Annotated in this window: 31 protein-coding genes; 20 read left to right on the top strand and 11 right to left on the bottom strand. The window is 60.9% G+C overall.

The genetic code is table 11. The annotated features are described in order from the left end of the window. Positions 1-41 precede the first annotated feature (41 nt). The 4 genes from ACESMZ_RS04645 to ACESMZ_RS04630 all read left to right on the top strand — a co-directional run bounded on the left by ACESMZ_RS04645 (position 42) and on the right by ACESMZ_RS04630 (position 1,729). Positions 42-236 carry a hypothetical protein gene (locus tag ACESMZ_RS04645; protein WP_372958112.1) on the top strand — a complete coding sequence of 65 codons (195 nt, stop codon included), beginning with the start codon at positions 42-44 and terminating at the stop codon, positions 234-236. Between the two features lie 121 nt (positions 237-357). Beyond that, positions 358-1,125, top strand: a complete 768-nt coding sequence (locus ACESMZ_RS04640; RefSeq protein WP_372958113.1) for a glucose 1-dehydrogenase — start codon at positions 358-360, stop codon at positions 1,123-1,125. 12 nt (positions 1,126-1,137) lie between these two features. Beyond that, positions 1,138-1,461: an antibiotic biosynthesis monooxygenase family protein gene (locus ACESMZ_RS04635; protein WP_372958114.1), complete on the top strand. Its 324-nt coding sequence runs from the start codon at positions 1,138-1,140 to the stop codon at positions 1,459-1,461. 1 nt (position 1,462) lies between these two features. Beyond that, complete coding sequence (locus tag ACESMZ_RS04630; RefSeq protein ID WP_372958115.1) at positions 1,463-1,729, top strand: DksA/TraR family C4-type zinc finger protein; 267 nt, start codon at positions 1,463-1,465, stop codon at positions 1,727-1,729. A 42-nt stretch (positions 1,730-1,771) separates the two neighbouring features. Here the strand turns inward: ACESMZ_RS04630 and ACESMZ_RS04625 are convergent, their stop codons facing one another. The 3 genes from ACESMZ_RS04625 to arfB form a co-directional block, all read right to left on the bottom strand. Next, positions 1,772-2,356 carry a 2-hydroxychromene-2-carboxylate isomerase gene (locus tag ACESMZ_RS04625; protein ID WP_372958116.1) on the bottom strand — a complete coding sequence of 195 codons (585 nt, stop codon included), beginning with the start codon at positions 2,354-2,356 and terminating at the stop codon, positions 1,772-1,774. A 25-nt stretch (positions 2,357-2,381) separates the two neighbouring features. Further along, on the bottom strand, positions 2,382-3,110 hold the full coding sequence (locus ACESMZ_RS04620; RefSeq protein WP_372958117.1) for an SDR family oxidoreductase: 729 nt from the start codon (positions 3,108-3,110) through the stop codon (positions 2,382-2,384). Positions 3,111-3,202: 92 nt separating this feature from the next. Beyond that, a complete protein-coding gene (gene arfB / locus ACESMZ_RS04615) occupies positions 3,203-3,613 on the bottom strand; it encodes an alternative ribosome rescue aminoacyl-tRNA hydrolase ArfB (RefSeq protein ID WP_372958140.1) in 411 nt (136 codons plus the stop codon). Between the two features lie 114 nt (positions 3,614-3,727). Here arfB and ACESMZ_RS04610 point away from each other — a divergent pair, with 114 nt between their 5' ends. Then, on the top strand, positions 3,728-4,336 hold the full coding sequence (locus ACESMZ_RS04610) for a LysE/ArgO family amino acid transporter (RefSeq protein ID WP_372958118.1): 609 nt from the start codon (positions 3,728-3,730) through the stop codon (positions 4,334-4,336). A gap of 12 nt (positions 4,337-4,348) precedes the next feature. On the opposite strand, the gene ACESMZ_RS04605 is transcribed toward ACESMZ_RS04610, so the two are convergent. After that, on the bottom strand, positions 4,349-4,729 hold the full coding sequence (locus tag ACESMZ_RS04605; protein ID WP_372958119.1) for a ribbon-helix-helix domain-containing protein: 381 nt from the start codon (positions 4,727-4,729) through the stop codon (positions 4,349-4,351). A 58-nt stretch (positions 4,730-4,787) separates the two neighbouring features. Continuing rightward, on the bottom strand, positions 4,788-5,357 hold the full coding sequence (locus ACESMZ_RS04600) for a DJ-1/PfpI family protein (protein ID WP_372958120.1): 570 nt from the start codon (positions 5,355-5,357) through the stop codon (positions 4,788-4,790). Between the two features lie 210 nt (positions 5,358-5,567). On the opposite strand from ACESMZ_RS04600, the gene ACESMZ_RS04595 reads away from it, so the two are divergent. Genes ACESMZ_RS04595 through ACESMZ_RS04585 form a run of 3 tightly spaced genes read left to right on the top strand, consistent with a single transcriptional unit; the run spans position 5,568 to position 8,357 of the window. Next, on the top strand, positions 5,568-6,287 hold the full coding sequence (locus tag ACESMZ_RS04595; RefSeq protein ID WP_372958121.1) for a hypothetical protein: 720 nt from the start codon (positions 5,568-5,570) through the stop codon (positions 6,285-6,287). Next, positions 6,287-7,267 (top strand): hypothetical protein, encoded by a 981-nt coding sequence (locus tag ACESMZ_RS04590; protein WP_372958122.1) that lies wholly within the window; start codon positions 6,287-6,289, stop codon positions 7,265-7,267. Before ACESMZ_RS04595 ends, ACESMZ_RS04590 begins: the two co-directional genes overlap by 1 nt. Further along, positions 7,260-8,357: a hypothetical protein gene (locus ACESMZ_RS04585; protein WP_372958123.1), complete on the top strand. Its 1,098-nt coding sequence runs from the start codon at positions 7,260-7,262 to the stop codon at positions 8,355-8,357. The genes ACESMZ_RS04590 and ACESMZ_RS04585 overlap by 8 nt, the downstream gene beginning before the upstream one ends. 4 nt (positions 8,358-8,361) lie before the next feature. Here the strand turns inward: ACESMZ_RS04585 and ACESMZ_RS04580 are convergent, their stop codons facing one another. Next, positions 8,362-8,970 (bottom strand): hypothetical protein, encoded by a 609-nt coding sequence (locus ACESMZ_RS04580; RefSeq protein WP_372958124.1) that lies wholly within the window; start codon positions 8,968-8,970, stop codon positions 8,362-8,364. 177 nt (positions 8,971-9,147) lie between these two features. Here ACESMZ_RS04580 and ACESMZ_RS04575 point away from each other — a divergent pair, with 177 nt between their 5' ends. Then, entirely contained in the window at positions 9,148-9,747 is a 600-nt protein-coding gene (locus tag ACESMZ_RS04575) for a CPBP family intramembrane glutamic endopeptidase (protein ID WP_372958125.1), read from the top strand. On the opposite strand, the gene ACESMZ_RS04570 is transcribed toward ACESMZ_RS04575, so the two are convergent. The 4 genes from ACESMZ_RS04570 to ACESMZ_RS04555 form a co-directional block, all read right to left on the bottom strand. Then, positions 9,722-10,255, bottom strand: a complete 534-nt coding sequence (locus ACESMZ_RS04570) for a C40 family peptidase (RefSeq protein WP_372958126.1) — start codon at positions 10,253-10,255, stop codon at positions 9,722-9,724. The genes ACESMZ_RS04575 and ACESMZ_RS04570 overlap by 26 nt on opposite strands. A 153-nt stretch (positions 10,256-10,408) precedes the next feature. Continuing rightward, complete coding sequence (gene pntB / locus ACESMZ_RS04565; RefSeq protein WP_372958127.1) at positions 10,409-11,800, bottom strand: Re/Si-specific NAD(P)(+) transhydrogenase subunit beta; 1,392 nt, start codon at positions 11,798-11,800, stop codon at positions 10,409-10,411. A gap of 12 nt (positions 11,801-11,812) precedes the next feature. Then, on the bottom strand, positions 11,813-13,387 hold the full coding sequence (locus tag ACESMZ_RS04560; RefSeq protein WP_372958128.1) for a Re/Si-specific NAD(P)(+) transhydrogenase subunit alpha: 1,575 nt from the start codon (positions 13,385-13,387) through the stop codon (positions 11,813-11,815). Positions 13,388-13,526: 139 nt separating this feature from the next. Then, entirely contained in the window at positions 13,527-14,096 is a 570-nt protein-coding gene (locus ACESMZ_RS04555; RefSeq protein ID WP_372958129.1) for an NnrU family protein, read from the bottom strand. 206 nt (positions 14,097-14,302) lie between these two features. Between ACESMZ_RS04555 and ACESMZ_RS04550 the strand changes: the two genes are divergently transcribed. The 6 genes from ACESMZ_RS04550 (at position 14,303) to ACESMZ_RS04525 (ending at position 17,865) form a co-directional block, all read left to right on the top strand. Next, positions 14,303-14,626 (top strand): DUF2007 domain-containing protein, encoded by a 324-nt coding sequence (locus ACESMZ_RS04550; RefSeq protein ID WP_372958130.1) that lies wholly within the window; start codon positions 14,303-14,305, stop codon positions 14,624-14,626. A 197-nt stretch (positions 14,627-14,823) separates the two neighbouring features. Next, positions 14,824-15,483 (top strand): hypothetical protein, encoded by a 660-nt coding sequence (locus ACESMZ_RS04545; RefSeq protein ID WP_372958131.1) that lies wholly within the window; start codon positions 14,824-14,826, stop codon positions 15,481-15,483. Between the two features lie 14 nt (positions 15,484-15,497). Beyond that, positions 15,498-16,472 carry a threonine/serine dehydratase gene (locus ACESMZ_RS04540; protein ID WP_372958132.1) on the top strand — a complete coding sequence of 325 codons (975 nt, stop codon included), beginning with the start codon at positions 15,498-15,500 and terminating at the stop codon, positions 16,470-16,472. Then, positions 16,469-16,861 carry a DUF2784 domain-containing protein gene (locus tag ACESMZ_RS04535; protein ID WP_372958133.1) on the top strand — a complete coding sequence of 131 codons (393 nt, stop codon included), beginning with the start codon at positions 16,469-16,471 and terminating at the stop codon, positions 16,859-16,861. Before ACESMZ_RS04540 ends, ACESMZ_RS04535 begins: the two co-directional genes overlap by 4 nt. Before the next feature lie 33 nt (positions 16,862-16,894). Further along, entirely contained in the window at positions 16,895-17,470 is a 576-nt protein-coding gene (gene thpR / locus ACESMZ_RS04530; RefSeq protein ID WP_372958134.1) for an RNA 2',3'-cyclic phosphodiesterase, read from the top strand. Between the two features lie 14 nt (positions 17,471-17,484). Beyond that, entirely contained in the window at positions 17,485-17,865 is a 381-nt protein-coding gene (locus ACESMZ_RS04525; RefSeq protein ID WP_372958135.1) for a thiol-disulfide oxidoreductase DCC family protein, read from the top strand. A gap of 31 nt (positions 17,866-17,896) precedes the next feature. On the opposite strand, the gene ACESMZ_RS04520 is transcribed toward ACESMZ_RS04525, so the two are convergent. Beyond that, positions 17,897-19,036, bottom strand: coding sequence for an aminotransferase class V-fold PLP-dependent enzyme (locus tag ACESMZ_RS04520; protein ID WP_372958136.1), 1,140 nt, complete (start codon positions 19,034-19,036; stop codon positions 17,897-17,899). A gap of 235 nt (positions 19,037-19,271) precedes the next feature. Between ACESMZ_RS04520 and ACESMZ_RS04515 the strand changes: the two genes are divergently transcribed. The 5 genes from ACESMZ_RS04515 (at position 19,272) to ACESMZ_RS04495 (ending at position 24,225) form a co-directional block, all read left to right on the top strand. Beyond that, entirely contained in the window at positions 19,272-20,039 is a 768-nt protein-coding gene (locus ACESMZ_RS04515; protein WP_372958137.1) for a DUF1206 domain-containing protein, read from the top strand. A 141-nt stretch (positions 20,040-20,180) separates the two neighbouring features. Beyond that, complete coding sequence (locus tag ACESMZ_RS04510; RefSeq protein ID WP_372958138.1) at positions 20,181-20,681, top strand: copper chaperone PCu(A)C; 501 nt, start codon at positions 20,181-20,183, stop codon at positions 20,679-20,681. A gap of 466 nt (positions 20,682-21,147) precedes the next feature. Continuing rightward, positions 21,148-21,957, top strand: a complete 810-nt coding sequence (locus ACESMZ_RS04505; RefSeq protein WP_372972268.1) for a polysaccharide biosynthesis/export family protein — start codon at positions 21,148-21,150, stop codon at positions 21,955-21,957. A 22-nt stretch (positions 21,958-21,979) separates the two neighbouring features. Continuing rightward, positions 21,980-23,347: a GNVR domain-containing protein gene (locus tag ACESMZ_RS04500; protein ID WP_372972267.1), complete on the top strand. Its 1,368-nt coding sequence runs from the start codon at positions 21,980-21,982 to the stop codon at positions 23,345-23,347. Then, positions 23,344-24,225: a CpsD/CapB family tyrosine-protein kinase gene (locus tag ACESMZ_RS04495; protein WP_372972266.1), complete on the top strand. Its 882-nt coding sequence runs from the start codon at positions 23,344-23,346 to the stop codon at positions 24,223-24,225. The genes ACESMZ_RS04500 and ACESMZ_RS04495 overlap by 4 nt, the downstream gene beginning before the upstream one ends. The last annotated feature ends 52 nt before the right edge of the window (positions 24,226-24,277 follow it).

Below are 24,277 nucleotides of genomic sequence, written 5' to 3'. Positions count from 1 at the left end.
CTATTCTCAGGGGGTACCCCCACGCAAAAGGAGAATGGGTTATGAGCAAAGCTGTTAACGGAAAGTACCAGAGCATTGAACAGGCCCGCAATACACGGGAAGACCTGATCGGAAGTGACATTCCCCAGGACCTGATCTATATCGACGAGGAAGCACAGGTTATCCGGGTCATGATGCCGCCGGAAGAAGCCCGCGAGGTCCACGAGATCTTTGACCGTCATGGTATTACCTACTGACACACCCGCCGGTGGTCTCCGTGTAGATGATTGCCCGCCTCTCCGTGTGATCTGGCGGGGTGGGCTGTCAGGCGTTACGGTTAACGATCATGGCGGATCGGCAATCCGGTAAGGGGGAATATTGAGTCAGGATAAAAAGGTCGCTCTGGTCACGGGCGGGGCCCGGGGCATCGGCCGAGGTATCACCCGGCACCTGCTGGGGAAGGGCTGGCGCGTCGTCATATGCGATGTGGACAGTGGCGCAGCCCGCGATTTCCTGGCGCAGCAGCCTGACAGTGAGAATCTGTACTTCGTTGAGGCAGACGTCTCGGTGGAGGCGCAGGTGGCGCGTGCGGTAACCCAGACCCTGTCCTGGGGTGGCCGCCTCGATGCTCTGATCAATAATGCTGGTCTTGCCGAGCCGGAGACCGGGCCGGTGGAAGATCTAGATCTGACGGTCTGGCAAAGAAGACTGGATGTCAATCTCACCGGGCCATTTCTCATGGCGAAGTATGGTACGAGGCCTCTCCGGGACACCAGGGGAACCATCGTCAATATTGCTTCTACCAGGGCCCTCCAGTCCGAACCTGACACTGAGGCCTACGCCGCCACCAAGGGAGGCCTTGTAGCGCTGACCCATGCGCTCGCCGTCAGCCTGGGGCCGGAGATCCGGGTGAACTGTATCAGCCCCGGCTGGATCGACGTGCGGGCAGAACAGGCCGGCGCTAACGAAATTCCGGAGCCGCTGTCGGAGCGTGATCACGAACAGCACCCCGTGGGCCGGGTTGGCACGGCCGACGATGTCGCGGCTACCGTGGCCTTCCTCATTTCCGACAAGGCGGGGTTTGTCACCGGCCAGAACATCGTGGTAGATGGCGGCATGACCCGCAAGATGATCTATGAGGACTGACCGGGAGGACGTGTGAAATTTATTTTCGAGGTTCGCATCAGGGAAGGTCACACCGCCGAGGAATACGCAGATGCCTGGGTACGGGCCAGTGAGCTCATTCAGCAGGCTCCGGGTGCCCGGGGTACTGAGCTGCATCGCAAGATCGGTGATCCGGACACCCTGATCGCCATTGCCAGCTGGGAAAGCAAGGCCCAGCGGGATGCCATGGAAGGGCAGCATAACCCGGAAATCGCAGAGATTATCCGTAGCGCGGCGCCTTTCGTGGACATTACGCCCATCGGCGAGTTTGAAGACCCGGAATGGGTGGTGATGCCGCCCGGCCGGAAGGAGGACTGATATGGCAGGTGGCTGGTCAAAGGACGGTGCCGTGCAGGACCAAATCGACAGCACCGTTGACGATGCCCTCGAACGGGCTCGCGCTAACCTCCCGCAAGGCGAAAGCCTGACCCATTGTGACGAGTGCGGCGAGCCCATACCCGAAGCCCGTCGCCAGGCGCTGCCCGGCGTTCGCCTGTGCGTTCGGTGCCAGGGTGAGCGTGATAAGGAGCAGGCGGAAGTGAGTCTGTTCAACCGGCGGGGCAGCAAGGACTCGCAGTTGCGCTGAGCGCCATTCACAATCCCGCGCAGCCCGGGGGCGGATTCCTGCTCAGGAGAGGGTTTCTTCCACCATCCAGAGCCTGTCTTGCCCGAAATACATGTCGCCGCCCACGAAAAGGGTTGGCGCCCCGAACACGCCCCGTTCCACCGCTTCGGTGGTTATCGCCTTGAGACGGTCCTTCACCGCCGGATCGCCGATCCGGGCCATGACGTCGTCGGGGTTGAACCCGGCGGCGGAAAGCACCCGTGCCACAACCTCTGGCTCGCCCATATTCTGTTCATCGACCCACATGCCCTTGAAGACGGCAGTCAGATAGTCACTGAATCGCGGTGTATCAAGGTAAGCCACGGCGCCACGCATCAATTGAAGCGTATTGACCGGGAAGTACGGGTTCTGGTTGAGGGTCACACCATAACGGCGGGCGAAGCGTTGCATATCCATGCGGGAATAGCGCCCCTTGGCCTCAATGGTCGCCGGAGACTGGTTGCCTGTGGCCTGAAACACACCACCGAGCAGCATGGGCTTCCACACCAGCTCGGCGTCGTGGCGGCTAACCAGGTCAGGCAGTTGGCTCCAGGCCAGGTAGCTGGCGGGGCTGCCTACGTCAAAGTAAAACTCTACAGTCTTGCGCATGGTTCCTCTCCGTTCTTTGAATCGTTCAGAAGGTTTCCATCCAGGGGCGGAGGTCCAGTTCGTGGGTCCAGGCGTCCCGGGGCTGGCGATGGAGCTGTACATACTGCTCGGCGATGTGGTCAGGATTCAGGATGCCATCCCTTTCCTTGAGGGCGTATCGGTCGGGAAAATTGCTGCGGATAAAGTCGGTATCGATGGCGCCGTCAATAATGCTGTGGGCTACGTGGATGCCCTGGGGGCCCAGTTCCCGGGCCATGCTTTGGGCGAGTGCCCGCAATGCGAATTTTGCGCCGGCAAAGGCAGAAAAGCCGCTGCTGCCCCGCAGCGAGGCGGTAGCGCCGGTAAAAATGATGGTGCCACGCTGGCGGGGCAGCATGACCCGGGCCGCTTCCCGGCCTGTGAGAAAGCCGGCAAAGGCGGCCATCTCCCAAACTTTCCGGTAGACCCGGGCGGTAGTTTCGGTAATGGGAAAGCGCACATTGGCACCGATATTAAACACGGTGACCGCCACCGGTCCGATATTGTTCTCTACGTCATCGAACAGGCGGACCATGGCGTCCTCTTCCCGGGCATCACAGCCGAAAGCATGGGCGGTGCCACCCTCTGCCTGGATGGACCCGGTCAGGGGAGCGAGGGCTTCGGCTTTACGCCGCGTGACGCAGACCGTGTAACCCTCACGGGCGAAGCGGCGGGCTATGGCGCCCCCCGTGGCATCGCCTGCGCCGATCACCACGGCAACTTCGTTGCTGGACATGACTTGTCCTCCGGTTTGATTAAGCATTGTTTCAGGGAGCTGACTCATTGTCGTCTGGCTGGATGCCGGCAACCGAACAGGTTCTGCCATGATCACAATACCTTGCCCCGAAGGGCCTTGGTCTTTCCCCGCTGGGTCTTCTTGTCCACCCGCTTTCGTTGTGATGAGCGGGTAGGGCGCGTGGGCCGGCGTTTTTTCTGAACTTTCACCGCATCCCTGATCAGCACCTGCAGCCGGTCCAGGGCGTCCTGCCGGTTCAGTTCATAGGTGCGGAAGGACTGGGCCTTGATAATGATCACCCCGTCCTTGGTGATGTGGTGATCAGACAGTGCCAGCAGTCGCTCCTTGTAGAAGGGCGGCAGGGTGGAGCGGTTGATATCGAAACGCAGGTGAACCGCGCTGGCCACCTTGTTGACGTTCTGGCCACCAGCACCCTGGGCACGGATCTGGGTGATCTCCACTTCCCAGTCGGCCAGCTCCACTGCATTGGACAGGCGTAGCAACGTTGCCATGGTAACCCTCATCAGAATTGAGGGTCGAGTGTAACAAACGCGGGCTTGCCCTGCCGGTCCGACGGGGTATCCTGTCGGCCTTTACAGAGACTCATCGGGGCAAACGTGCTGGAAAGTTACCTCACTGGATTACTGGTCTGCGGCGGCATCATCATCGCCATTGGTGCCCAGAATGCCTATGTGCTGAGCCAGGCGATCCGGCGCGAGCACCACTGGTGGTCCGCCGGGGTTTGCATGATATCGGATGTGATGCTGTTCAGTGCCGGGATGCTCGGGGTCAGCGCAGCGCTGATGGCGGTGCCCGAGGCACTGGAGGTGCTGCGCTGGCTCGGCGTGGCTTTCCTGGGATGGCTGGCGGTGCAGGCGTTCGTTCGGGCCACCCGGGGCCGGGAACGGCTCGAAGCCGGCATGGCCGGGGCGCGAAGCCTGAAAGGCGTGTTGCTCACCACCCTGGCGGTCACCTTGCTCAATCCCCAGGTGTACCTGGATACGCTGCTGCTGATCCCGGCTATCGGCGCCCAGCAGGAAAGTGCCACAACGTTTGTCGCTGGTGCCAGCAGCGCGTCTATCCTCTGGTTCGGGGGCCTGGCCTGGGGTGGTTCGGCGCTTGCCCCGCTGCTGTCCAGGCCGATGGCCTGGCGCGTCATCGATGGCCTCATCGGGTTGATGATGGCGGGTATCGCGCTGCACCTGGCCATCAGCGGGCTGGGTTGATCTCTCGGGCTCTCAGTGTGTCGCCGTTCCACCAGCGGCCTCGAGAGTGGGCGGCTTTGGCTCCCGGTCGAGAATCCGCTTCGCATCCAGGGACGCAATGGGTACCCGCTTGTCAGCCGGCACGTCGCCACTGAGCTGCAGGGCCAGGTAGCGCATGGCGCAGACCCTGAGGAACGAGGTGAAGTTGCCCAGATCATGCCCCGCATCAATGGATTCATGGTACAGGCGGGTGATCAGCTGCGGAACGTTCATGCCATCCCGCTCGGCCAGTTCCGCCAGCACTGTCCAGAAAGTGTTTTCCATACGAATGCTGGTGGCCATGCCATCAATGCGCAGGGAATGGGTGCGGCTGACCCAGAGATCCGGATCGGCATTGATAAACAGTTTGCACATGGGTCTGTCTCCCGGAAGCGATTGAGGGCCGGTGGCCGGCCCTCAATCTGCGTGGCGTTCAGCGGTCCAGCAGTCTGAAGAACTGGGCCAGCCAGGCCGGGTGTGCGGGCCATGCCGGTGCTGTAACCAGATTAGCATCGGTGACCGCCTCGTTCACCTCGAGGCCGGCAAAATGGCCGCCTGCAAGTTCCACCTCCGGCTGGCAGGCCGGGTAGGCTGAGCACTTGCGGCCCTTGAGTACGCCTGCGGCCGCCAGTATCTGGGCACCATGGCATATGGCCGCCACCGGTTTTTCCGCATCAAAGAAGTGCCGCACCATTTGCAGGACCCGGTCATTCAGGCGCAGGTATTCCGGCGCCCGGCCCCCCGGAATCACCAGGGCATCGTAGCTGGCAGGGTCAACGGAATCGAAATCTGCGGTCAGCGCGAAGCGGTGGCCCGGCTTCTCGGTATAGGTCTGGTCGCCCTCGAAGTCATGGATAGCGGTCGCTACGGTGTCACCGGCCTTCTTGTCAGGGCAGACCGCCTCTACCCTATGGCCAACTGCCTGCAGTGCCTGGAAAGGCACCATGGTTTCGTAGTCCTCGGTGAAATCACCGGTAATCATCAGAATCTTTTTCCCGCTCATGGTCTTCTCCTTGTGATTATTCAGGACCCTGACTGATGGTTGTCGTGCATGCAGCACCAACCTGGTCAGGCTAGCAGGGCTGTCTGAGCCGGGGGTATTAACGGACTACTACATTCATTGACCTGCTATATTTATGGACATGACCGTGGTTTGATGCTGGGCCGGGTTGTACAGGCAGGCCGCATAATCCTGGGTAAAAGGATTGATGCTATGACCATTCGCTACGGGTTGCCGGTTTTGGTGGCCTTGGTTTTGTTGCCTTCCCTGACGGCAGCGCAGGATGTAGTGGCCCGGCTCAAGGGTAATGGGCTTGAGGAAAGTTTTACTGAGGAGGCCTCGGTCAGTGGTCGGGTTGTGGCGGGGGTGCTCGCGGGATCGGCGACGGCCAGTGACGCACTGGCACTTTACGCCTCGGCTGCCCGGTCCAGCAATGATATCTGCGTCCGGGTTATTTCCCGGGATGGCCTTTACTGGTCCGAAAATACCTTCACCTGGCCCAAAGGGGCTGATGCCTCACTGGTGCCCCTGCAGTACCAGAGCCGTTATCGGGAGCAGCTTGCCCGTTACGATGCGCGGGACCTGGCGATACTGGGCTACGAGGGAGATTGTCAGCAAGTACCGGACGGGCCGTTACTGGTGGCAGCGAGAGGCACTGACGCTGACAGGCCATCTACCCTGGATATCCTGGTCAATTCGGGTCGTTCCGATACGTTCGCTGTATTGACCAATCTTGTTGCGGGTCCGCAAACAATTGCCTGCCAGGCCATCACAGCGGGCCGCCGAACCGGCTATGACACGGTTTGTACGGTGCCGCTGATGGAAACGTCGGAGGACGGCTTACTCGAAGTCCGGATCATGAGGCGTCGGTTTGATCGCATGATGCCGGCGACCACCCTGGTGGTTCACCTGCCCGGAAACGGAACCTTGTAATGGCGAAGGATGATGCCCCTGCGGTCTCGGATGCCCGAAGCGCGCCTGGTGAGGCATTTCGCAGGCTGAGGGAGGTTTTGAGTGCTTTCTGGCGGGATATCCCTTTGATACCTGCCTTGTTGGCGACCGTTTTACTTCTTGCGGCACTGGGGGCCCTGATCGAAAAGCGGGACAATATTTTCACGGTGCAGGCTGTCACGGAAACCCTGTCACTGGTGACATCCGATGAGGTTTTCTCGCAGTGGCTCGTGGGTGGCGGCCGGTTGATGTCGGATCCGCTGGCTTCCGGGGATGAGGCCATACTGATGCCGGAGGACACGTTCCTGAATATCGGCAGGGGCACCGAAGTGACGGTCCAGCGACACGGCATCCAGGCCCTGCGTATCAAACTTCAGAATCCGGAAGGTCCGGTTGGCACACTCGATGCCCCGGAACCGGTACAGGCACAACTTGGCAATTGGGCCGTGGTGATCTTTGAGCCGGAGCTTACCCCCCTGATCCTGCCCTTCCGAGGCTTGCTGACAGTGGGTGATGACGTCACCTCCCGGGTCGACAGCATTTTATTGTCCGGCAGCATCAACGTGCTGGAGCAACAGTGGATCAGGAATACCCGCTACGTTGCCGGGAATACAACGCTGGACCCGGGTGACCGCATCCGGTTCTGGAACGATGCTGGCGGAAATGAGCCCGAGCAGGCAGTCGTGGAAGGGTTTATCAGGGTAGAGCCCGCCAATCAGGAGCGGTTTACCGAAGCCGTCAACGCCATGCAATTGATCGCCCACGGGGCGGCCAGCTATGTCCAGGTTCAACGCCTGGGGAGCACGGGGTACCAGGTCCATGCCCATCGCTGGGCCCGCTTCCTGTACGATCCGCTGCTTGCATTTCTTGCAGCCGCGGGGGCACTTCTGTTTGCCGCCCTCGAAATCTACACGAAATGCCGTGATATCGGAACGCACAATCGGGAGGGGCAGAATGGCTGAGAACAGGTTGCCTGCGGCCCCGGTTTCTGCCCTGCTGTTGTGGCTGGCCCTGGCCACCTCGGCCGCCGCGGCCGGCCCCGACCAGGCCTTTATCGATGCCGGAGAGCAGGGCCAGGCGGTGCTGATGGGGCGGCTGGGGGAGTGCTACGCCGTTACGCCGGCCCACGTTGTTGGAGACAGTCTTTTCTCGACGTTGGTCGGTACCGGCGATGGGCGATCCCGGGGCGACGGAGACCTTCTGCAGGTGTTCGGCTATGACCTGGCTGTTCTGCGGGTTACCGGAGGGATTACGTCGGAGTGTGGCACCGCCATTGACCAGGTGGTGAGCCTTGACAGCCATCTTGCCTCGGCCGGTTCCGCTCAGGTGGTTTCTGTAAACCCCGATGGTAGTGTCAGCCGGAGACATGTGCTGATTTCCGATGTTGGGATCCTCTATATCCGCGTCAGTCCTGTTGGCGAACAGGATCAGTTGTTCAAGGGGCTGAGTGGTAGCCTGGTAACGCTGGGGAGCCTGCCTGTCGGGCTCCTGATGTCCGTAGACCCGGACACCGGTGATGGGCGTGCTTTGCGGTTTGACCGTACCCTGGAAACCCTCAGACCGTTCTTCGGACTGGCCGCTGCGAAGCGTGGGCCTGCCAGCGAGCAACCTCAGGAGGCTGGCCCGGCCGGGTCAGGCAACCTTGTTACTGAAGTTCTGAGCTGGTCCAGCGCACCGCTGGACGGCGATCATCGGGCGACAAACCTGTTGGGGAGTGGCAAGGCACCCTGGCTGGCGCGGGCAGGAGAGTTTCCCCTGGAAGTTATTGTGGACCTGGCGGGCGACCGGGCCGTAGCCATTGACCGGGTTGAACTGGTGGGCGAAGGAGTGGCGCCGTCAGAACGTTTGCCAAGGGATTTCGAGGTGCTGATCAGGACAACCGCCGACGGCGGCTGGATGCCCGTGTATACGGGTACCTACTTTCAGAACGAACCAACCCGTACTGTCCGGTTTGCGCCGGTGCGGGCCCAGCAGGTGATGTTGCGAATTCATTCCCATTGGGGCGACGAAAACGCTGTCGGGCTGGGGGCTTTACGGGTGCCTCCCCTGTGAGCCGCTATTGTAACCGTGCCGTTGCGATGTAACGCCCCTGGTAGCCGGACTGGCACCGCAGTTCCCCAACCAGTGACGCACCATCGCCGAGAGTGAACTGGCCTCGACAATACCCGCTTTCGAATTCCATACCTGTGCCGCTCACCTGCCCCCTGCCTGAGGAGTCCCCCCCCCTGAAGGTGAAGCTACCGGTAGAGTCATCAAAATCGCTCAACTGGAAACGGTAGATGTCAGCCCACTGCTGAAGAATTTTCTTCTCGTTCTCAGTTGGGTCATCTTCGGGGCTCAGAGTGAGCGGCAGAACGGTGAGCTCACGAAACTTACCTTTAAGCGCCAGGGCCCGCATGGCATCATCGGCACTGCTGAAGCCGGCGCCGTAGGCGATCTCCTTCATGGCGGGATCCTCCGATTTGAGCATCACGTCCAGTGCCGCCAGCCGGGTGGTCTGGTCCGGGTCATTGAGCAGCGCCCGGAACTGATTGATCCGTTCCTTGCGCTCGTTGATTTCCCTGAGTAGCTCCTCTGCCGATTGCCCGACGGCTGAAGTTGGCAGCCAGGTCAGTCCCAGCATCAGTAGCAGGCAAAGTTGGCGGATGGATATTGGCAAGTTCATGGCTCACGCTCCCCTGGTTGTGTGCCTGTTGACTAAATACTAGCGGAAACTGCGGGAGTGTCTATTTTCTGATCAGTTTCGTGATGGCCAGGTTTCTCCGGGAGCAGGTCTTTCCGGTAATGCATGATCGCGATCCCGCAAGCGTTTTTATACGATATATGAATAAGGCAGTAACCGATGGCAGCAAAGCGAAGACGTGGATTCACTCCGGCGGTGGGGCTGCTGTTCCAGGCCGGCATTGTGCTATTGGGGCTGATTCCCCTCTGGCTGTTTGATATCCCGGTTGCTACTGGCGGTTTGCCGGTTTCCGGCTATCTTGCCTGGGGCGTCGCCGGTGGCCTGCTGACCTATGGGCTGCTGTTGCTCCTCTCGGTCACGGATGTGTTGTCATCAGATAGCTTGCAGACACATATCCGCGACCTGCATCGCTTTGTGCGTTCCCAGTCGTGGCCCGTTCTGATTGGGCTGGCCGTGCTGGCCGGGGTGGGGGAAGAGTTGTTGTTCCGGGCTGTGATCCAGGGTTGGATCGGGGAGCATCTGGGCACTGCATCAGGCATTCTGGCGGGGGCCGTCGTGTTCGGGCTGGCCCATGCCCTGTCTCGGGCCTATTTCCTGGTGGCGACGGCATTGGGGGCCGTGTTCGGGGTTGCCTATGCTGTTACCGACAGTATCCAGCTGGTGATGGTGTGGCACGCAGTGTATGACCTGGTGGTGATCCTGGTGCTGCGTCGCTACCCGCAGCTGTTTGGGCTCAGTCGAACCGCCGGGCCTGGGTGAAGCGGTCCCGCCAGTAATAGCCATTAAGGGAGGACCGGGTGACGCCTACCGAGGTGGACGCATGGATGAAGTCATCGCCACCGATGAAGATACCCGCGTGCTGTTCCTTGCCGCGTATGTTGAAGAACACCACATCTCCGGGTTCCAGCTCCTGCGGCGATACAGGTGTACCGTGGGAGAGCATGGCGGAAGTGGTTCGGGGCACCTCCATGCCGAACGCTTCCTGGTAGGCCTGGCCGATAAAACCGGAGCAGTCGAACCCCCGGGGCGTGGTTCCACCGTAGCGATAGGGGGTACCCTCGTATCGGTCGAGCACGTCCTGAAGCTTGCTGACCCGTTCATTATCGCTTTCCACCGGTGCGCCGTAGACCGGGACAGGGGACTGTTGGCGATCTGCCACCTGCGGCGAGGAGGCACAGCCGGTCAGCACTAGCGCCAGTACCAGTAAAAGGATGTTCCGGGTCACGCAGGGGGTTGGTCTGACCGGGATCTGGTGGGGCTTGGGCATGGCTGCAGTCCTGCTCACTAGCTGTCCCTGAAACTGTACCTGCACTGGCTGCTGCTGTCAGGCGCGTATTGCCGGTTTTGCGGAGTCTTTACACTCAGGTGACCTGGACCCGCCCCGACGGGGAATGCCGGGGCGGCTCGTCAGGTTCTGGTCCTATCTCAGGGCACCGAGCAACCGGTCCACCGAATCCTTGGCATCGCCGAACAACATGTGGCTGTTTTCCTTGAAGAATAATGGATTCTCCACACCGGAGTAGCCGGTGGCCATCCCGCGCTTGAGGATCACCACCTGTCGGGCTTTCCAGACTTCCAGCACCGGCATGCCGGCAATGGGACTGCCCGGGTCTTCGGCGGCGGCCGGGTTGACCGTGTCATTGGCGCCGATCACCAGGACCACGTCGGTTTTGGGGAAGTCCTCATTGATCTCGTCCATTTCCAGCACGATATCGTAGGGCACATGGGCTTCGGCCAGCAGCACGTTCATGTGACCGGGTAGCCGGCCCGCCACCGGGTGAATGCCAAAGCGCACCTCTACACCCCGGTCTCGCAACAATTTGGTGATCTCACTTATGCCGTTCTGGGCCTGGGCCACGGCCATGCCGTAGCCGGGCACGATAATCACCGAATCTGCATTGCGCAGCTCCTCCGCCAGTTCCTCCACCGAAATTTCCTGCACCGTCTGGTCCTCACCCCCCGATGCACTGCTGGAGGACGTCTGGCCAAAGCCGCCCAGGATCACGCTGATAAACGAACGGTTCATGGCCCGGCACATGATATAGCTGAGGATGGCACCACTGCTGCCCACCAGGGCACCGGTAACAATCAGCAGGTCGTTGCCCAGCATGAAGCCGATAGCGGCCGCGGCCCACCCGGAGTAGCTGTTGAGCATGGAGACCACCACCGGCATGTCAGCGCCGCCAATGGCCATGATCAGATGCACACCCAGTACCGCTGCTATCACCGCCATCAGCGCCAGTATGGCAATGCTCAGGGCCATGCTTTCGCTGCCCAGGAACGCCGCCCCAAGGAGTACACACACGATCACGGCAACCAGGTTCATCCAGTGGCGCCCGGGCAGGGTGAGGGCCTTGCTGTCGATTCGTCCATCCAGCTTGCCGCAGGCCACCAGTGAGCCAGTGAAGGTGACGGCCCCGATAAAGATGCCCACAAAGATTTCCACCAGCTTGATGGTGTGTTCGGCTCCCACCATGATCACCAGCGGATCGATATAGCTGGCAAATCCCACCAGCACAGCGGCCAGGCCCACGAAACTGTGGAGCAGGGCAACCAGCTGGGGCATCTGGGTCATTTCCACCTTGTTGGCGATAGGCAGCCCGATGGCCGCGCCGATGACCATGGCGGCAATCACCCACGTCAGATCAGCCGCGTCGAACCCTGCCATGGTGGCCGCGAGGGCGATAACGATGCCGGCTACGCCGTACCAGTTGCCCCGTCGTGCCGATTCCTGGTGGGCGAGGCCCCCAAGACTGAGGATAAAGAGAATGCTGGCCACCACATAGGCGACGCTGATCAGTCCACTACTCATGATTTGCGTCTCCTATCGATGGAACATCTTGAGCATGCGGTGGGTCACCCGGAACCCACCGGACACATTAATCATGGCGATCAGCACCGCCACAAAGGACAGAATGCCCACAGCCGCATGCTCGGCCTGGGCCAGGTGCAGCAGGGCACCGATCACAATGATGCCGCTGATGGCGTTGGTGACGCTCATCAGGGGAGTGTGCAGTGACGGGGTAACGTTCCAGATCACCTGCCAGCCAATAAAGCAGGCCAGCACAAACACGGTGAAATGCCGCAGGAAGCTTTCCGGGGCATAGGCCCCCACGCCATATAGCGCCAGGGCTGTTACTGCCAGCAGTACCACTTTTCCAGTGAGTCGTTTCGCTGGTGAAGGGCCTCTTGTGGTGGCCGAGGCTGGCGAGGGCTCTTCCGTTCCGGGAGGCGGTGCCGTGCTGGTGGGCGCTTCCGGCTGGGGCGGTGGCCAGGTGACGTCTCCCTGATGGACCACGGTCACTCCGCGAATCACCGCGTCCTCCATATTGACCAGGGGCTGCCCATCCTTTTCCGGAGTCAGCTCGGTCATCAGGTGAACCAGGTTGGTGGCGTAGAGGTCGCTGGCCACCTTGGCCATGCGGCTGGGCAGGTCGGTGTAACCGATCAGGCGTACGCCGTGCTTTTCCACCACCTTGCCGGGTTCGGTCAGCTCACAGTTACCGCCCCGTTCGGAGGCGAGGTCCACAATCACACTGCCGGGTTTCATGGACTTCACCATTTCGGCTGTAATCAGCTTCGGCGCTGGTTTGCCGGGAATCAGGGCGGTAGTAATGATGATATCCACCTCCCTGGCCTGTTCTGCGAACAGGGCCATTTCCGCCTTTATGAACTCATCACTCATCTGCTTGGCGTAGCCGCCGGTGCCGCTGCCTTCTTCATCGCCGAAGTCCAGTTCCAGGAACTCGGCACCCATGCTCTCCACCTGTTCCTTCACTTCCAGCCGTGTGTCGAAGGCCCGTACCACCGCCCCCATGCTGTTTGCCGTGCCGATGGCCGCCAGGCCCGCCACGCCGGCGCCGATCACCATGACCTTCGCCGGTGGCACCTTGCCTGCGGCGGTGACCTGGCCAGTAAAAAAACGACCGAACTGATTGGCAGCCTCGATCACCGCGCGGTAGCCGGCAATATTGGCCATGGCACTGAGGGCGTCCATCTTCTGGGCGCGGCTGATCCGGGGCAGGGCATCGATGGCGAAGGCGTTGACCTGTTTTTCGGCCAGTTTTTCCAGTAGCTGGGGATTCTGGGCTGGCCAGATATAGCCGGCCAGGTGTGCACCCTCGCGCATCATGTCCAGTTCGTGTTTGTGGGTGCCGGGGTGGTCGGTGGGCGCCCGGACCTTGAGAATGAAGTCTGATTCCCGCCACAGGGACAGGGTGTCCACCGCAATCGCTGCGCCGGCGTCCTGGTAGCTCTCGTCACTGTAGTCCGCTGCCTCACCGGCGCCAGCCTCTATGACCACCTCGTATCCGAGTTTGATGAGTTTTTGTACTGATGGCGGCGTTGCCGCCACCCGCCGTTCGTCGGGATACACCTCCCGGGGGATTCCGATTTTCATGGTATTACTCCTGCCGTCTGACACTTTTTATTGGTGCCTGTGACTACAGTTAAGCCCGGAATCCCTTCGTCGTCATCTTTTGCCGCTGGCGGGCACGTGACAGAAAGTCGCAGGTGACTGGCAGCCCGTCGTGTGCCGGCTACACCGGGGCAACACCGAACAACCACTGGTGCGCCCAGAGAACGAATACCACATACACCGCCAGGCCACCCACCACGGCAATCAGGTCATTGAAGGGCTTTGCCGGCAGGGTGGGGATGTCCCGTGGAGCGCGACGCTTGAGGGAGATCCGGTCGACCACTGCCCAGGCCAGGAAGGCGCCGAACAGGAGAACGTCGTGGACCATGCCATTGGCCAGCAGGTGAGCGACTGCCCAGAGCTTTACCGCGACCAGCATGGGATGCTTCAGGGTGCGGCTGATCCGGCCCGGAAAATAGGCAGCGAACAGCAATGGAAAGACCGGTACCAGCAACAGCATTGCCAGGTGCCGAAGCCAGGCAGGCGGGTTGTAAAGCATCACCGGTTCCAGTCGTGCAGCGCCGTATCCCCAAACGATCAGTACCAGGCCAGCAACGGCGATCAGGGAATAGATACCCTTGAACGCCCCTTCACCCATCGACTGCACCATCCGGTTACGCAGGGGCTCATTCACGATAGACAGGGAGTGGATGCCGAGAAAAACAATCAGTCCGAGTACGAGTATTCCCATGGCAGGAGGTCCTTTGAATCGTATGGAGGAAGTTGTCCCGCAGTATAGTTCCCTATGGCAAGGATTCGCGAACCGGGTAAAAGAAGATCCCTCCGGATGATGAATCCGTAAATACAACGGCAGGCACTCACGGGAGTGACTACACTGAAAGATACCCGGAGCCGGTTTTTCGCTCCGGGCTTTCCCGCACCCACCAGGGGAGACGGATGATGCAGATAGCCTACAATGCACGAGACCTCACCGAGGCTCATATCATCGCCGGTCTGCTGGGGGCCCACGGTATCAGTGCCCATGTTGGCGGCCACTACCTCCAGGGCGGCCTTGGAGAAATCGGTGCCGCCGGCTTTACCAATGTGCAGGTGGATGACGACGATTACCTGGAGGCCCGGCGCCTCATCGCGGAGTACGAAGGTGCCTCCCTGGAGGATGGTCGGCGGATTCCGCCGCTGAACGACGCTGGTGAATTCTATGCCCGCTGGTTTCTGCTGCTCCTGCTGGCGGTCGCGGTTGGGTTCGTACTGACCCTGTGATGGCCCGGCCCGGCTTGGTGGCTCTATGGTTACTGGGGGTGAGTGGTTGCGGCACCGGGATGCCCGTGGATGGCCGTTACCCGGGTGATGCCCGCGAATGTGATAGCCTGCCTCTGTACGAACGCATGGAGTGCCGGGAACGGCGTCCACCCCTCCATGAACCCTATGATCTGACAGAACCGGAGCTTCGCTAGGCAGTGCGTATTCGCATAACCCATCAGAGAATCACGTTTTTCCTGCAGTTTGTCCTTCTTCTGGAGGTGGTGGTCGCACTCTGGGCAGGGCGCTGGTTTACCGGTTTCTTCACCGCCCTGATTATTGTGGTGACCTTCCTGCCGGTGCTGCTGGAAAGACGGTTTCGTATACATATTCCCCCGGAATTGCAGTTACTGGCCATCGGCTTCGTATTCGCCTCGCTGTTTCTTGGAGAGGTCAGAGACTATTACACCCGGTTCTGGTGGTGGGATATTGCCCTGCACACCAGTTCCGGTGTGTTGCTGGGCATCCTGGGATTCCTGCTGGTTCATATCATGAACGAGCTGGAACGGATCGAGGTGCACATGAAGCCCGGCTTTGTGGCGCTCTTTGCGTTCCTCTTTGCCCTGGGTATTGGCGCCCTGTGGGAAATTTTCGAGTTCACCATGGATTCGCTGTTCGGCACGAACATGCAAAAGCCGATGCTGGGGGATCCTTCCGGCCTGACGGATACCATGTGGGACCTGGTGGTGGATGCGCTGGGTGCACTGGTCATTTCCCTTCTGGGCTGGCGTTATCTCCGGAACCCTGAAAAGGCCTCGTTCCTGGAACGCTGGATCGGGGATTTTGTCGAACGTAATCCGAGGTTTTTCAGGAAGTAGAACCAGAGGTGCATATGGAAGCGTCAGAACTCCCGGACCTCCATACCATTCGCCAGGCCGCTGAGCGACTGCAGGGCAAAGTGACCCGGACGCCGGTCTGGCAGTCCGAAGATCTGGACGAGGCAGCAGGGCACACTGTTAGCCTGAAGTGCGAGAACCTGCAACGCACCGGAAGTTTCAAGCCCAGGGGTGCCCTCAACTGGATGTTGACCGCATCGGAGCGGGAGCTCGCCGGTGGGCTGGTGACCGTCTCAGCGGGAAACCACGCCATCGCCCTGGCCTGGGCGGCTGCCCGGACCTCAACACCGTTGACCGTGGTCATGCCGGAGGGTTCCAGCGAACTGAAGATTCGCCGGACCCGGGCCCTGGGTGCCAAGGTGATTGTCCATGGCTGCATCCAGCAGGCGGTGGAGCTTTGTCATCAGCTTGTGGCAAGCCGCGGGCTGACTCTCGTTCACCCCTACAACGACCTGCGAGTGATGGCCGGCCAGGGCACCTTGGGACTTGAACTGCTGGATCAGTGCCCGGATATGCGGCGCATTCTCTGTCCGGTGGGTGGTGGCGGCCTGATTTCCGGTCTGGGGCTGGCCGTGAAGGCCTGTCGGCCGGACGTGGACCTTGTCGGGGTGGAACCGGCGGGGGCCGCCACCATGGGGCATGCGTGGCAATGCAATGATCCTGCTGCCAGCCTGGATAACGTCTCCACATGGGCGGCGAGCTTGGCGCCAGCTGTGGTTGGCGAGCATACCTGGCGGGCATCCCGGCAGGTGGTAGACCGGATGGTGACTGTCAGCGAGGCCGCCATCCGGGAAGCCACCCGGATGTTGCTGACCGAGGCCCGGCTGTTTGTGGAGCCGGGCGCCGCTGTCGGCCTCGCTGCCTTACTTGAGAGTGCCGTTGAGCCGGGGTCGCCGGGCGGTGACCTTCTGGTTATTACCGGCGGCAATCTCGACCTCGATCAGGTCAGTCAGTGCGAGGTTCGCGGATGATCTGGCAGTGGCTGGCGGTTGCCGTGCTAACGGTGCATGTGGGTGTGGTGCTTTTCGTTGTGCTGGGGCTGGTCCTTGTGCTGGTCGGCAACCGGCGTGGCTGGCCCTGGGTGAATCACCTATGGTTCCGGCTGGCGCACGTGGCAGCGATTGCCGTGGTGGTCGCCCAGGCTTGGCTGGGCGTCATCTGCCCGCTCACCACCCTCGAGGTCTGGTTACGCCGCCAGGCCGGACAGTCTGGCTTTGAAGGCAGTTTTATTGAGTACTGGCTGCAGCAGGTGCTCTATTACGATGCCCCGGCCTGGGTGTTTATCGCGTTATACACCGGGTTTGGCTTGCTGGTCGCCGCCAGTTGGTGGCGCTTTCCACCCCGGCGCCGGCATCGCTGATACCCACGGGCCAACCCCGAACAGGAGTGAGGCATGCCACGACTCTTCGTCGGGCTCGAGTTGCCGCAGCAAACGAGCGAAGTCCTGCTGGGCTGGCGTGCAGATGTCGAGGGAGCACGCTGGCAAAGGCAGGATCAGATGCACCTGACCCTGTGCTTTCTGGGGCAGGTTCAGCCGGAACAGGTCCCGGCGCTGTTCCGGGCGATGGAGGGCCCTGAACCAGAAGACTTTTGTATCACTCCGACCGGGGTGGGGTGTTTCGGAGATCCGGACCGGCCCCGGAACCTGTGGGTGGGCGTGGAGCCGGAAGCGCCGGTTATCGGGTTGCATGAATGGGTATCCCTTCGCCTGGTCGAGCAGGGTTTCGGGGTGGAGGGGCGTCATTTCCGGCCCCATATCACGCTGGCCAGGTTTGGGCGCCATCAGGCAGGGTCTGCCCGCGACTTCCTGGCGCAGTACAGGGGCCGTTCCGCCCCGGAGTTGCTAGTGCAACATGTGAGCCTTTTCCTGAGTAACACCAGCCCGGAGGGTTCCCGTTACCAGGTGTTGGCAAGGTTTCCATTGAAACAGGGCCTGGATGCCCCACATGCTCTGACAGGCCCCCAATAATCAGAGGAGGCGTTATGGCAGCTACATCAGAAACACTCCGGGTCTTCTATGATGGCTCATGTCCAAGTTGTATCCGTGATCGCCGGCAATACGAGAAGTTGGCAGGGCGAGCTGCCGGGAACGTGGAATGGGTGGATATCACCGGCCGGGACGAGGAGCTGCAATCCCTGGGTATTCACCCGGATGACGCGCTGCAGGAACTGCATGTCCAGGACAGCAGGGGTAACATTCACCGGGAGCTGGACGCCTATATCCTGTTGATGTCCCGGGCGCCGGTGCTCAAACCCCTGGCGTGGCTGATCGGATTGCCCCTGATCCGGCCAGTACTGGCGAGGACGTACCACGCCATGGTCACCCGGCGCCTGGAGCGAACCGGGCGTATGCCCGGTAAATAGCGCCCCGGGCGCCGCCCGCGCTGGGTCAGGTTCAGCAGGCCTCTTCTCCAATGGCAGCCAGGGCCTGGCGCAGGTTATTCACCGTTCGATCGATATTGTTGAGCTTTTCCAGGCCAAACAGGCCGACCCGGAAGGTCAGGAAGTTTTCCGGTTCGTCACACATCAGGGGCACGCCGGCAGCCGTTTGCAGACCCTGCTCCCGGAACAGGCGGGTGTTGTGGATATCCGGGTTCTCGGTGTGTAACACCACCACCCCCGGTGCTTCGAACCCATCCGCCGCAACACTGCGGAACCCGGCGTCGGCGAAGAGTGCCCGCACCTGTTGGCCAAGCTGCCATTGTCGCTCTTTCAATGCGCCAAAGCCGGTATTCTCAGTTTCGGCCATGGCGTCCCGCAGGATTGCCAGGGTATCCGTGGGCATGGTGGCGTGGTAAGCGTGGCCGCCGTCCTCATAGGCCTGCATGATATTGCGCCATTTCTTGAGGTCCGCGGCAAAACTGCTGCTGGTGGTCGCTTCCAGCTTCTCGAGTGCCCGGCCGCTCAGGGCGATCAGGGCAGCGCAGGGTGATGCGCTCCAGCCTTTCTGGGGCGCAGTAATCAGCACATCCACGCCACAGGCCTTCATGTCGACCCAGAGCGCGCCGGAGGCCACGCAGTCCAGTACAAACAGGCCGCCCACGCTGGATACCGCCTCGCCCACCGCCTTCAGGTAGTCGTCCGGCAAAACCATCCCTGATGCAGTTTCCACGTGGGGGGCGAAGACCACCTCAGGCTTTTCCTGCCGAATCTGGCGAACGACCTCGTCCACGGGGGCGGGAGACCAGGCCGCCTGGTGATCCGAGGTTACGGGGCTGGCCCTGAGCACCGATGCGGACGACGGGATTCGTCCCATCTCGAAAATCTGGGACCAGCGATAGCTGAACCAGCCGTTACGGATGACCAGGCACCGGCGGTCGTGGGCGAACTGACGGGCGACGGCCTCCATACCAAAACTGCCCCCGCCAGGCACGACGACCGCGCCCTCGGCGTTATAGGCTCGTTTGAGTGTGCCCGAAATATCCTGCATCACCTGTTGGAATACAGCAGACATGTGGTTGAGGGAGCGGTCATTGAACACAACGGAGTATTCCAGCAACCCTTCGGGGTCGACCTGGGGAACCTGTCTGGACATGGGGCAATCCTGTTCGGGGGGCAGCTGGTGGCTGCCTGCTGTTGTTTGGCTGCTAATAATAACAAGCAGGGTATTTTCCCTTGTCATAACCGGTTCCGCAAATCTGCTGGTGTAACGGGAATTTCATGTTCTGCGCTGGGGTGCGGCCACACTGAACCGCTACAGTGAGGATAGGCAGGCGAGTGTCATTCCCTTGCCTGGTTCGGAACCGCTAGTACAGGGAAGCAGAAACACCATGGAAAACAGCATTCAGATTGTCGCCCGGGCAGGCTACGCATCCCGTGGAATTCTCTACCTGGTTGTTGGCCTGCTGGCCCTGATGTCTGCAGCGGGCATGGGCGGAGGGCAGACAACCAGTGCGCGAGGGGCACTCGTAGAGATTCTGGAGCAGCCCTTCGGGCGGATCCTGCTATTGTTGATGGTCGCTGGCCTTGTCGGATTCTCCCTCTGGAGGGCAATCCAGGGTCTCACCGACGCCGACCACCATGGCCGGGACACCAAGGCACTGGTGATTCGGGGCGGACATCTGCTCAGCGCCGTGACCCATGGCTTTCTTGCTTACTGGGCCGTCACACTGATGATGGCCGCTGGAAACGGTGGCAGCGGTGGTCCGCTTTCGGAAATCGACGAAGGCCCTGCCACGCTGGCGATGGTGGCAGCGGGTGCGCTGTTGGCGGGTATTGGTGTGGCCCATATGTTCAAGGGGTGGACCGCAAGGTTCGAGCGTTACATGACTTTCCCGGCCAACCATGAAACCTGGGCCCGGCATCTGTGTCGCTTTGGCCTGGTGGCGCGGGGCCTAGTCTGGTGCATTGTGGGGGGCATGCTGATCCATTCGGCGATACGGCTGGATTCCCGTGAGGTTCAGGGCACTGGTGAAGCACTGGACTGGCTGGCAGGGTCGCCCTACGGGCAGTGGTTGCTCGGAATCGTTGCTGCTGGCCTGGTGGCGTTTGGTATTTACAGCTGCCTGGAAGCCAGGTACCGCCATATCCGCTCCTGAGCCGGAGCAGCGCACTGCCCTGGTGCGCGTGGCCTGAACAGGGGCGCGGCAATATATCGCATGCACCGGGGTTGTATTTGGTGGAGGTTACGGAAAGACTGTCAGCTTTATGGCATTTTCAACCACCGGAAACCGATACCCATGACGCTGAGAAAAGTCTCTCTTCCTGCACTCGGCCTGACGGCTTTTTCTACGCTGGCGACCCTCTCCCTGCCGGTTCTGGCTGAGGATTACCGACAGGGCGATATCGCCATTGAACATCCGTGGTCCCGGCCAACGCCGCCGGGGACGCCGGTTGGTGTTGGCTATATGACCATTCACAACCATGGTGGCGAGCCTGTTACCCTGGTGGCCGGTGAAACGCCGGCGGCAGAGCAGGTTTCCATCCATGAAACCGTCATGCGCGATGGCCTGATGAAGATGCAGCCTCTCGCCGACGGACTTACCGTTCCCGCCGGAGAAACCGTGGTGCTCAAGCCCCACAGCTTTCACCTGATGCTGGAACAGCTGAATCGTCCCCTCAAGGAGGGGGAAGAAATACCCCTGACTCTGCAGTTCCAGGGCATGGAGCCCATGGAGATCGTCCTGCAGGTTCAGGCAATGGACGCCATGTCGTCGAAAACGGACCACTCTGCCCACTGACCCCGTTTCCGGCCGGGGCATCGGTGATCGCCCCGGTCCGTGCCCCTCGTTGCCCGGTAATAGCCTCTCCATTCTGAATTGTTCTGTAAAACCCTGTCTGCTCCAGATGGCGACTTTTGCGGGCAGGGATCACGACGGCCCCGCAGCCGTTATGACGATCTCATAACCTCACTGTCATGTTCTTTCGGTATTCTTGAAAATCCTGATAATACAGTGGATTACGCGTCATTTATTGCTATGTATCAACCATGGCGACACGTTGATGCTGCTGTGAAGAGGTGCGCATAATACGCGTCGAAATGGTGCCCCCGGAGCCATGCAGATAACGCATTCCGGACGCCTGATACATAAACAGTCAAACCTCGCCCGGGCGCTGTTCCCACAGGCCCAGCAATTGCATGGACAGTTCAGGCAGAGCCTGCGGGTTTTCCTGACATGCTGACGCTCCAACAAGGGATGGATTGGGATGATACAGAGCAATACTTTCCGTAATACAGTCATTCTTCTGGTCATGTGCCTGCTTGCCGCCGGTACCGCTTCCGCCCAGGAGGCCTACCAGATTGGTGTCGGAGACCGGGTCAGTATCTCCGTCTACGGTCAGGAGGATATGAACACAGATACCGAGGTCGCTGCGGACGGGACCATCACCATGGCCCTGATCGGTCGCGTGGATGTCCGGGGCAAGACCCCACCGGAGGTGAGCCGGCTGCTGGAGAGCCGCCTGGAAAACGGAGGCTACCTTCGCAACGCCAACGTCAATGTGGTGGTCGAGGAATACCGCAGCAGCACTGTGTCGGTATTGGGTCATGTCAATCAGCCTGGCAGGATCGCCCTGGAAGGCTCGACGACGCTGACGGAGGCACTGGCACTGGCAGGGGGGATCGACTCCAGTGGCGGTGAACGCCTTGTCCTGATCCGTGATGGCGACGACGGCCAGCAGGAACGCCATCAGTTCTACCTCTCTGAACTGCTCGATCAGAAAGCAGGTGGCCAGCCACCGGTCCGGGTGCGCAATGGCGACACACTGTTTGTTCCCAAGGCGGAGCAGTTCTATGTGCACGGGCAGGTCCAGAAGCCGGGCACCTATACACTCGACCGGCCGCTGAACGTGATGCAGGCACTTTCTGTCAGCGGCGGTTTCAATCCCCGCGCCAGCAGCAGGGGGGTGGTGCTTTATCGCAAGCAGCCGGATGGAGAGGTCAAGACACTGAAGGTGGATATGTCCGACACCATCCGTGACGGCGATGTCCTGTTCGTGAAGGAAAGCCTGTTCTGATTCCGCTTTCAGGGAGAAAGGCATGAGCCTGAGCAGTCTGTTCAGAATCCTGTTGGCCCGGTGGTGGATTACCGCTTTGCTGGTGGTGGTCTGCGTCGGCGTCATGGCGGTGGTGTCCCTGTTGTTACCCCGCACCTATGTGGCCTCCACCGAGCTGATCATGGAGGGCCAGGTGCAGGACCGGATGACCGGCGAACTGGCACCTGCCCGTTCAGGCTATATGGCGACCCAGGCGGAGATCGTCCGCAGCCGGAAAGTGGCAGGTCGGGTGTACGACTACCTTCCGGAAGAGATCCGGGCACTGGTTGATGACCGTGCGAGTGAGGCCCACGAAGGCGATGGCGAGGCACGGCCCGCGGCATGGCTGGCAGGACACGTGCGCCGGAACCTGAGTATCGGCACCGAGAAGGACAACAACGTCATGACCATCTCTCTGAGCGGAGAGGATCCGGAGTTGGCTGCCGGCGTTGTCAACAGTGTGGCGGTCGCCTACATCGATACCAGTATCGAGCTGCGCACCGATCCGGCACGGCGCTTCTCCACCTGGTATCAGGAGCAGCTGAAACTGTTGCGAACCAACCTCCGGGAAGCCCGGGGCAAGCTGTCAGATTTTCAGCGTAAACACGGCATTGTCGGGCTGAATGAACAGCTGGACCTGGAGAACGCCCGCCTCGCGGAACTTTCCTCCCGCCTGGTTGATGCCCAGGACCAGAGCACCCAGGACCAGCTTCGCCAGGGTGGCGGTGAGCGCGCCATCAGTGTTCCGGATAATGCGGCGATTCAGAACCTCAGGTCCCAGCTCGCTGACGCCGAGGCAGAGCTCAACGATATGTCGAACCGTTACGGGGAGCAGCATCCTGAGTACCGGCGTCAGGCGTCAAGGGTGCAATCGCTGCGGGATAGCCTTGCCAGGGAGCGCAGTATTGCCGCCAATAGCCTCGAATCCACGGCGAACGTATCCCGGAGCCGTCTGGAAGAACTGCAGCAGGCTTTCGATGAACAGAAACAACGGGTTCTGGCCCTGAAGGAGCAGCGTGATGAGCTGGAGTTACTGCAGCAGGAAGTGCAGATGGCCCAGGAAGCCTATAACGCAGCGTCCGGCCGGGCCCAGGCCAATACCCTGGAAAGCCGGCTGGCGGAAACCAATGTCACGGTGCTCAATGAAGCCGTACCACCGGGTATGCCCACGTCCCCCAATGTAAAGCTCAACCTGGTAATCGCCACGGCTCTCGGGCTGCTGCTTGGCGTGGCAATTTCACTGATTCTCGAGCTGGCCAATCGGCGGGTCAGAAGCCGGTTCGATATCGAAGAAACCCTTGGCCTGCCGGTACTGGCCTATTTGCCGGACACGCCGGGCAGCTGGCGCCAACGTGAGGCACGGACCCTATGAGTGAAGTAGCGCTCCCCCTGTTCAGGGATAACACCCACATTCCGGACCAGACCGACCTGATGGGGCGGCTGATGGTCCAGAAGGGGCTGATTCACAGTGATGACCTGGACCGGATCCTGATTCTGCAGAAGCAGAAAGGCATCCGCTTCGGTGAGGCAGCGCAGTCGCTGGGGCTGGTTACCGCAGAAGACGTAAAGGCGGTTCTTGCGGAGCAGTTCGCCTATCCGGTGGTGGCGAGGCCCGCGAGCGAGGTCAGCCTGCACTCCAGGCTGATCGCGGCCTATCAGCCATCGCATCCGCGGGTGGAAGCGCTACGGAGTCTGCGCAGCGAACTTATGCTCCGGTACTTCAACCAGACACAAAACAAGGTGCTGGCAGTTGTCGGAGTGGACAGTGAGGCCGGTATCCGGGACCTGGCTACGAACCTGGCCGTGGTAATCGCCCAGACCGGCGCCCGGACGTTGCTGATCGATGGCAACCTGAGGGACCCCAGCCTGCACGAATGGTTTGGGCTGCCCAACCTGAGGGGTTTGTCTGATGCCCTGGCGGGGCGCTCCTCGGCGATACCCCGGCATTGCCCGCCGCTGGACACCCTTTGGCTGCTCAATGGTGGCACCGTGGCCCCCAACCCCCAGGAGTTGCTCGCTCACAAGCGCTACCAGAACCTGATTACCCAGCTGGTGGCCAAGTTTGACGCGGTGATTATCAATACCCCGGTTCTGGGTGACAACCTGGACGCCCAGCTGGTTGCTGCCCGTTCCGGCGCGGCGCTGATGGTGGCCCGGGAGAATCACACCTCCCTGAGAAGCCTCGACAAGGCCAGCCACCGGCTGAGAGACCTGGGAGTGGCGGTCACTGGTGTGGCCCTCTCTCATTGACAAGTCCGGCCCGGTCGTCTGGAAGGTACCGGGGTTGTTAACGGGGCACCGG

It is taken from the genome of Marinobacter sp. (assembly GCF_041690615.1).
Classification (GTDB): domain Bacteria; phylum Pseudomonadota; class Gammaproteobacteria; order Pseudomonadales; family Oleiphilaceae; genus Marinobacter.
Note: the sequence above shows the minus strand (reverse complement) of the source record. Positions and strands in the feature narration are given on the sequence as shown.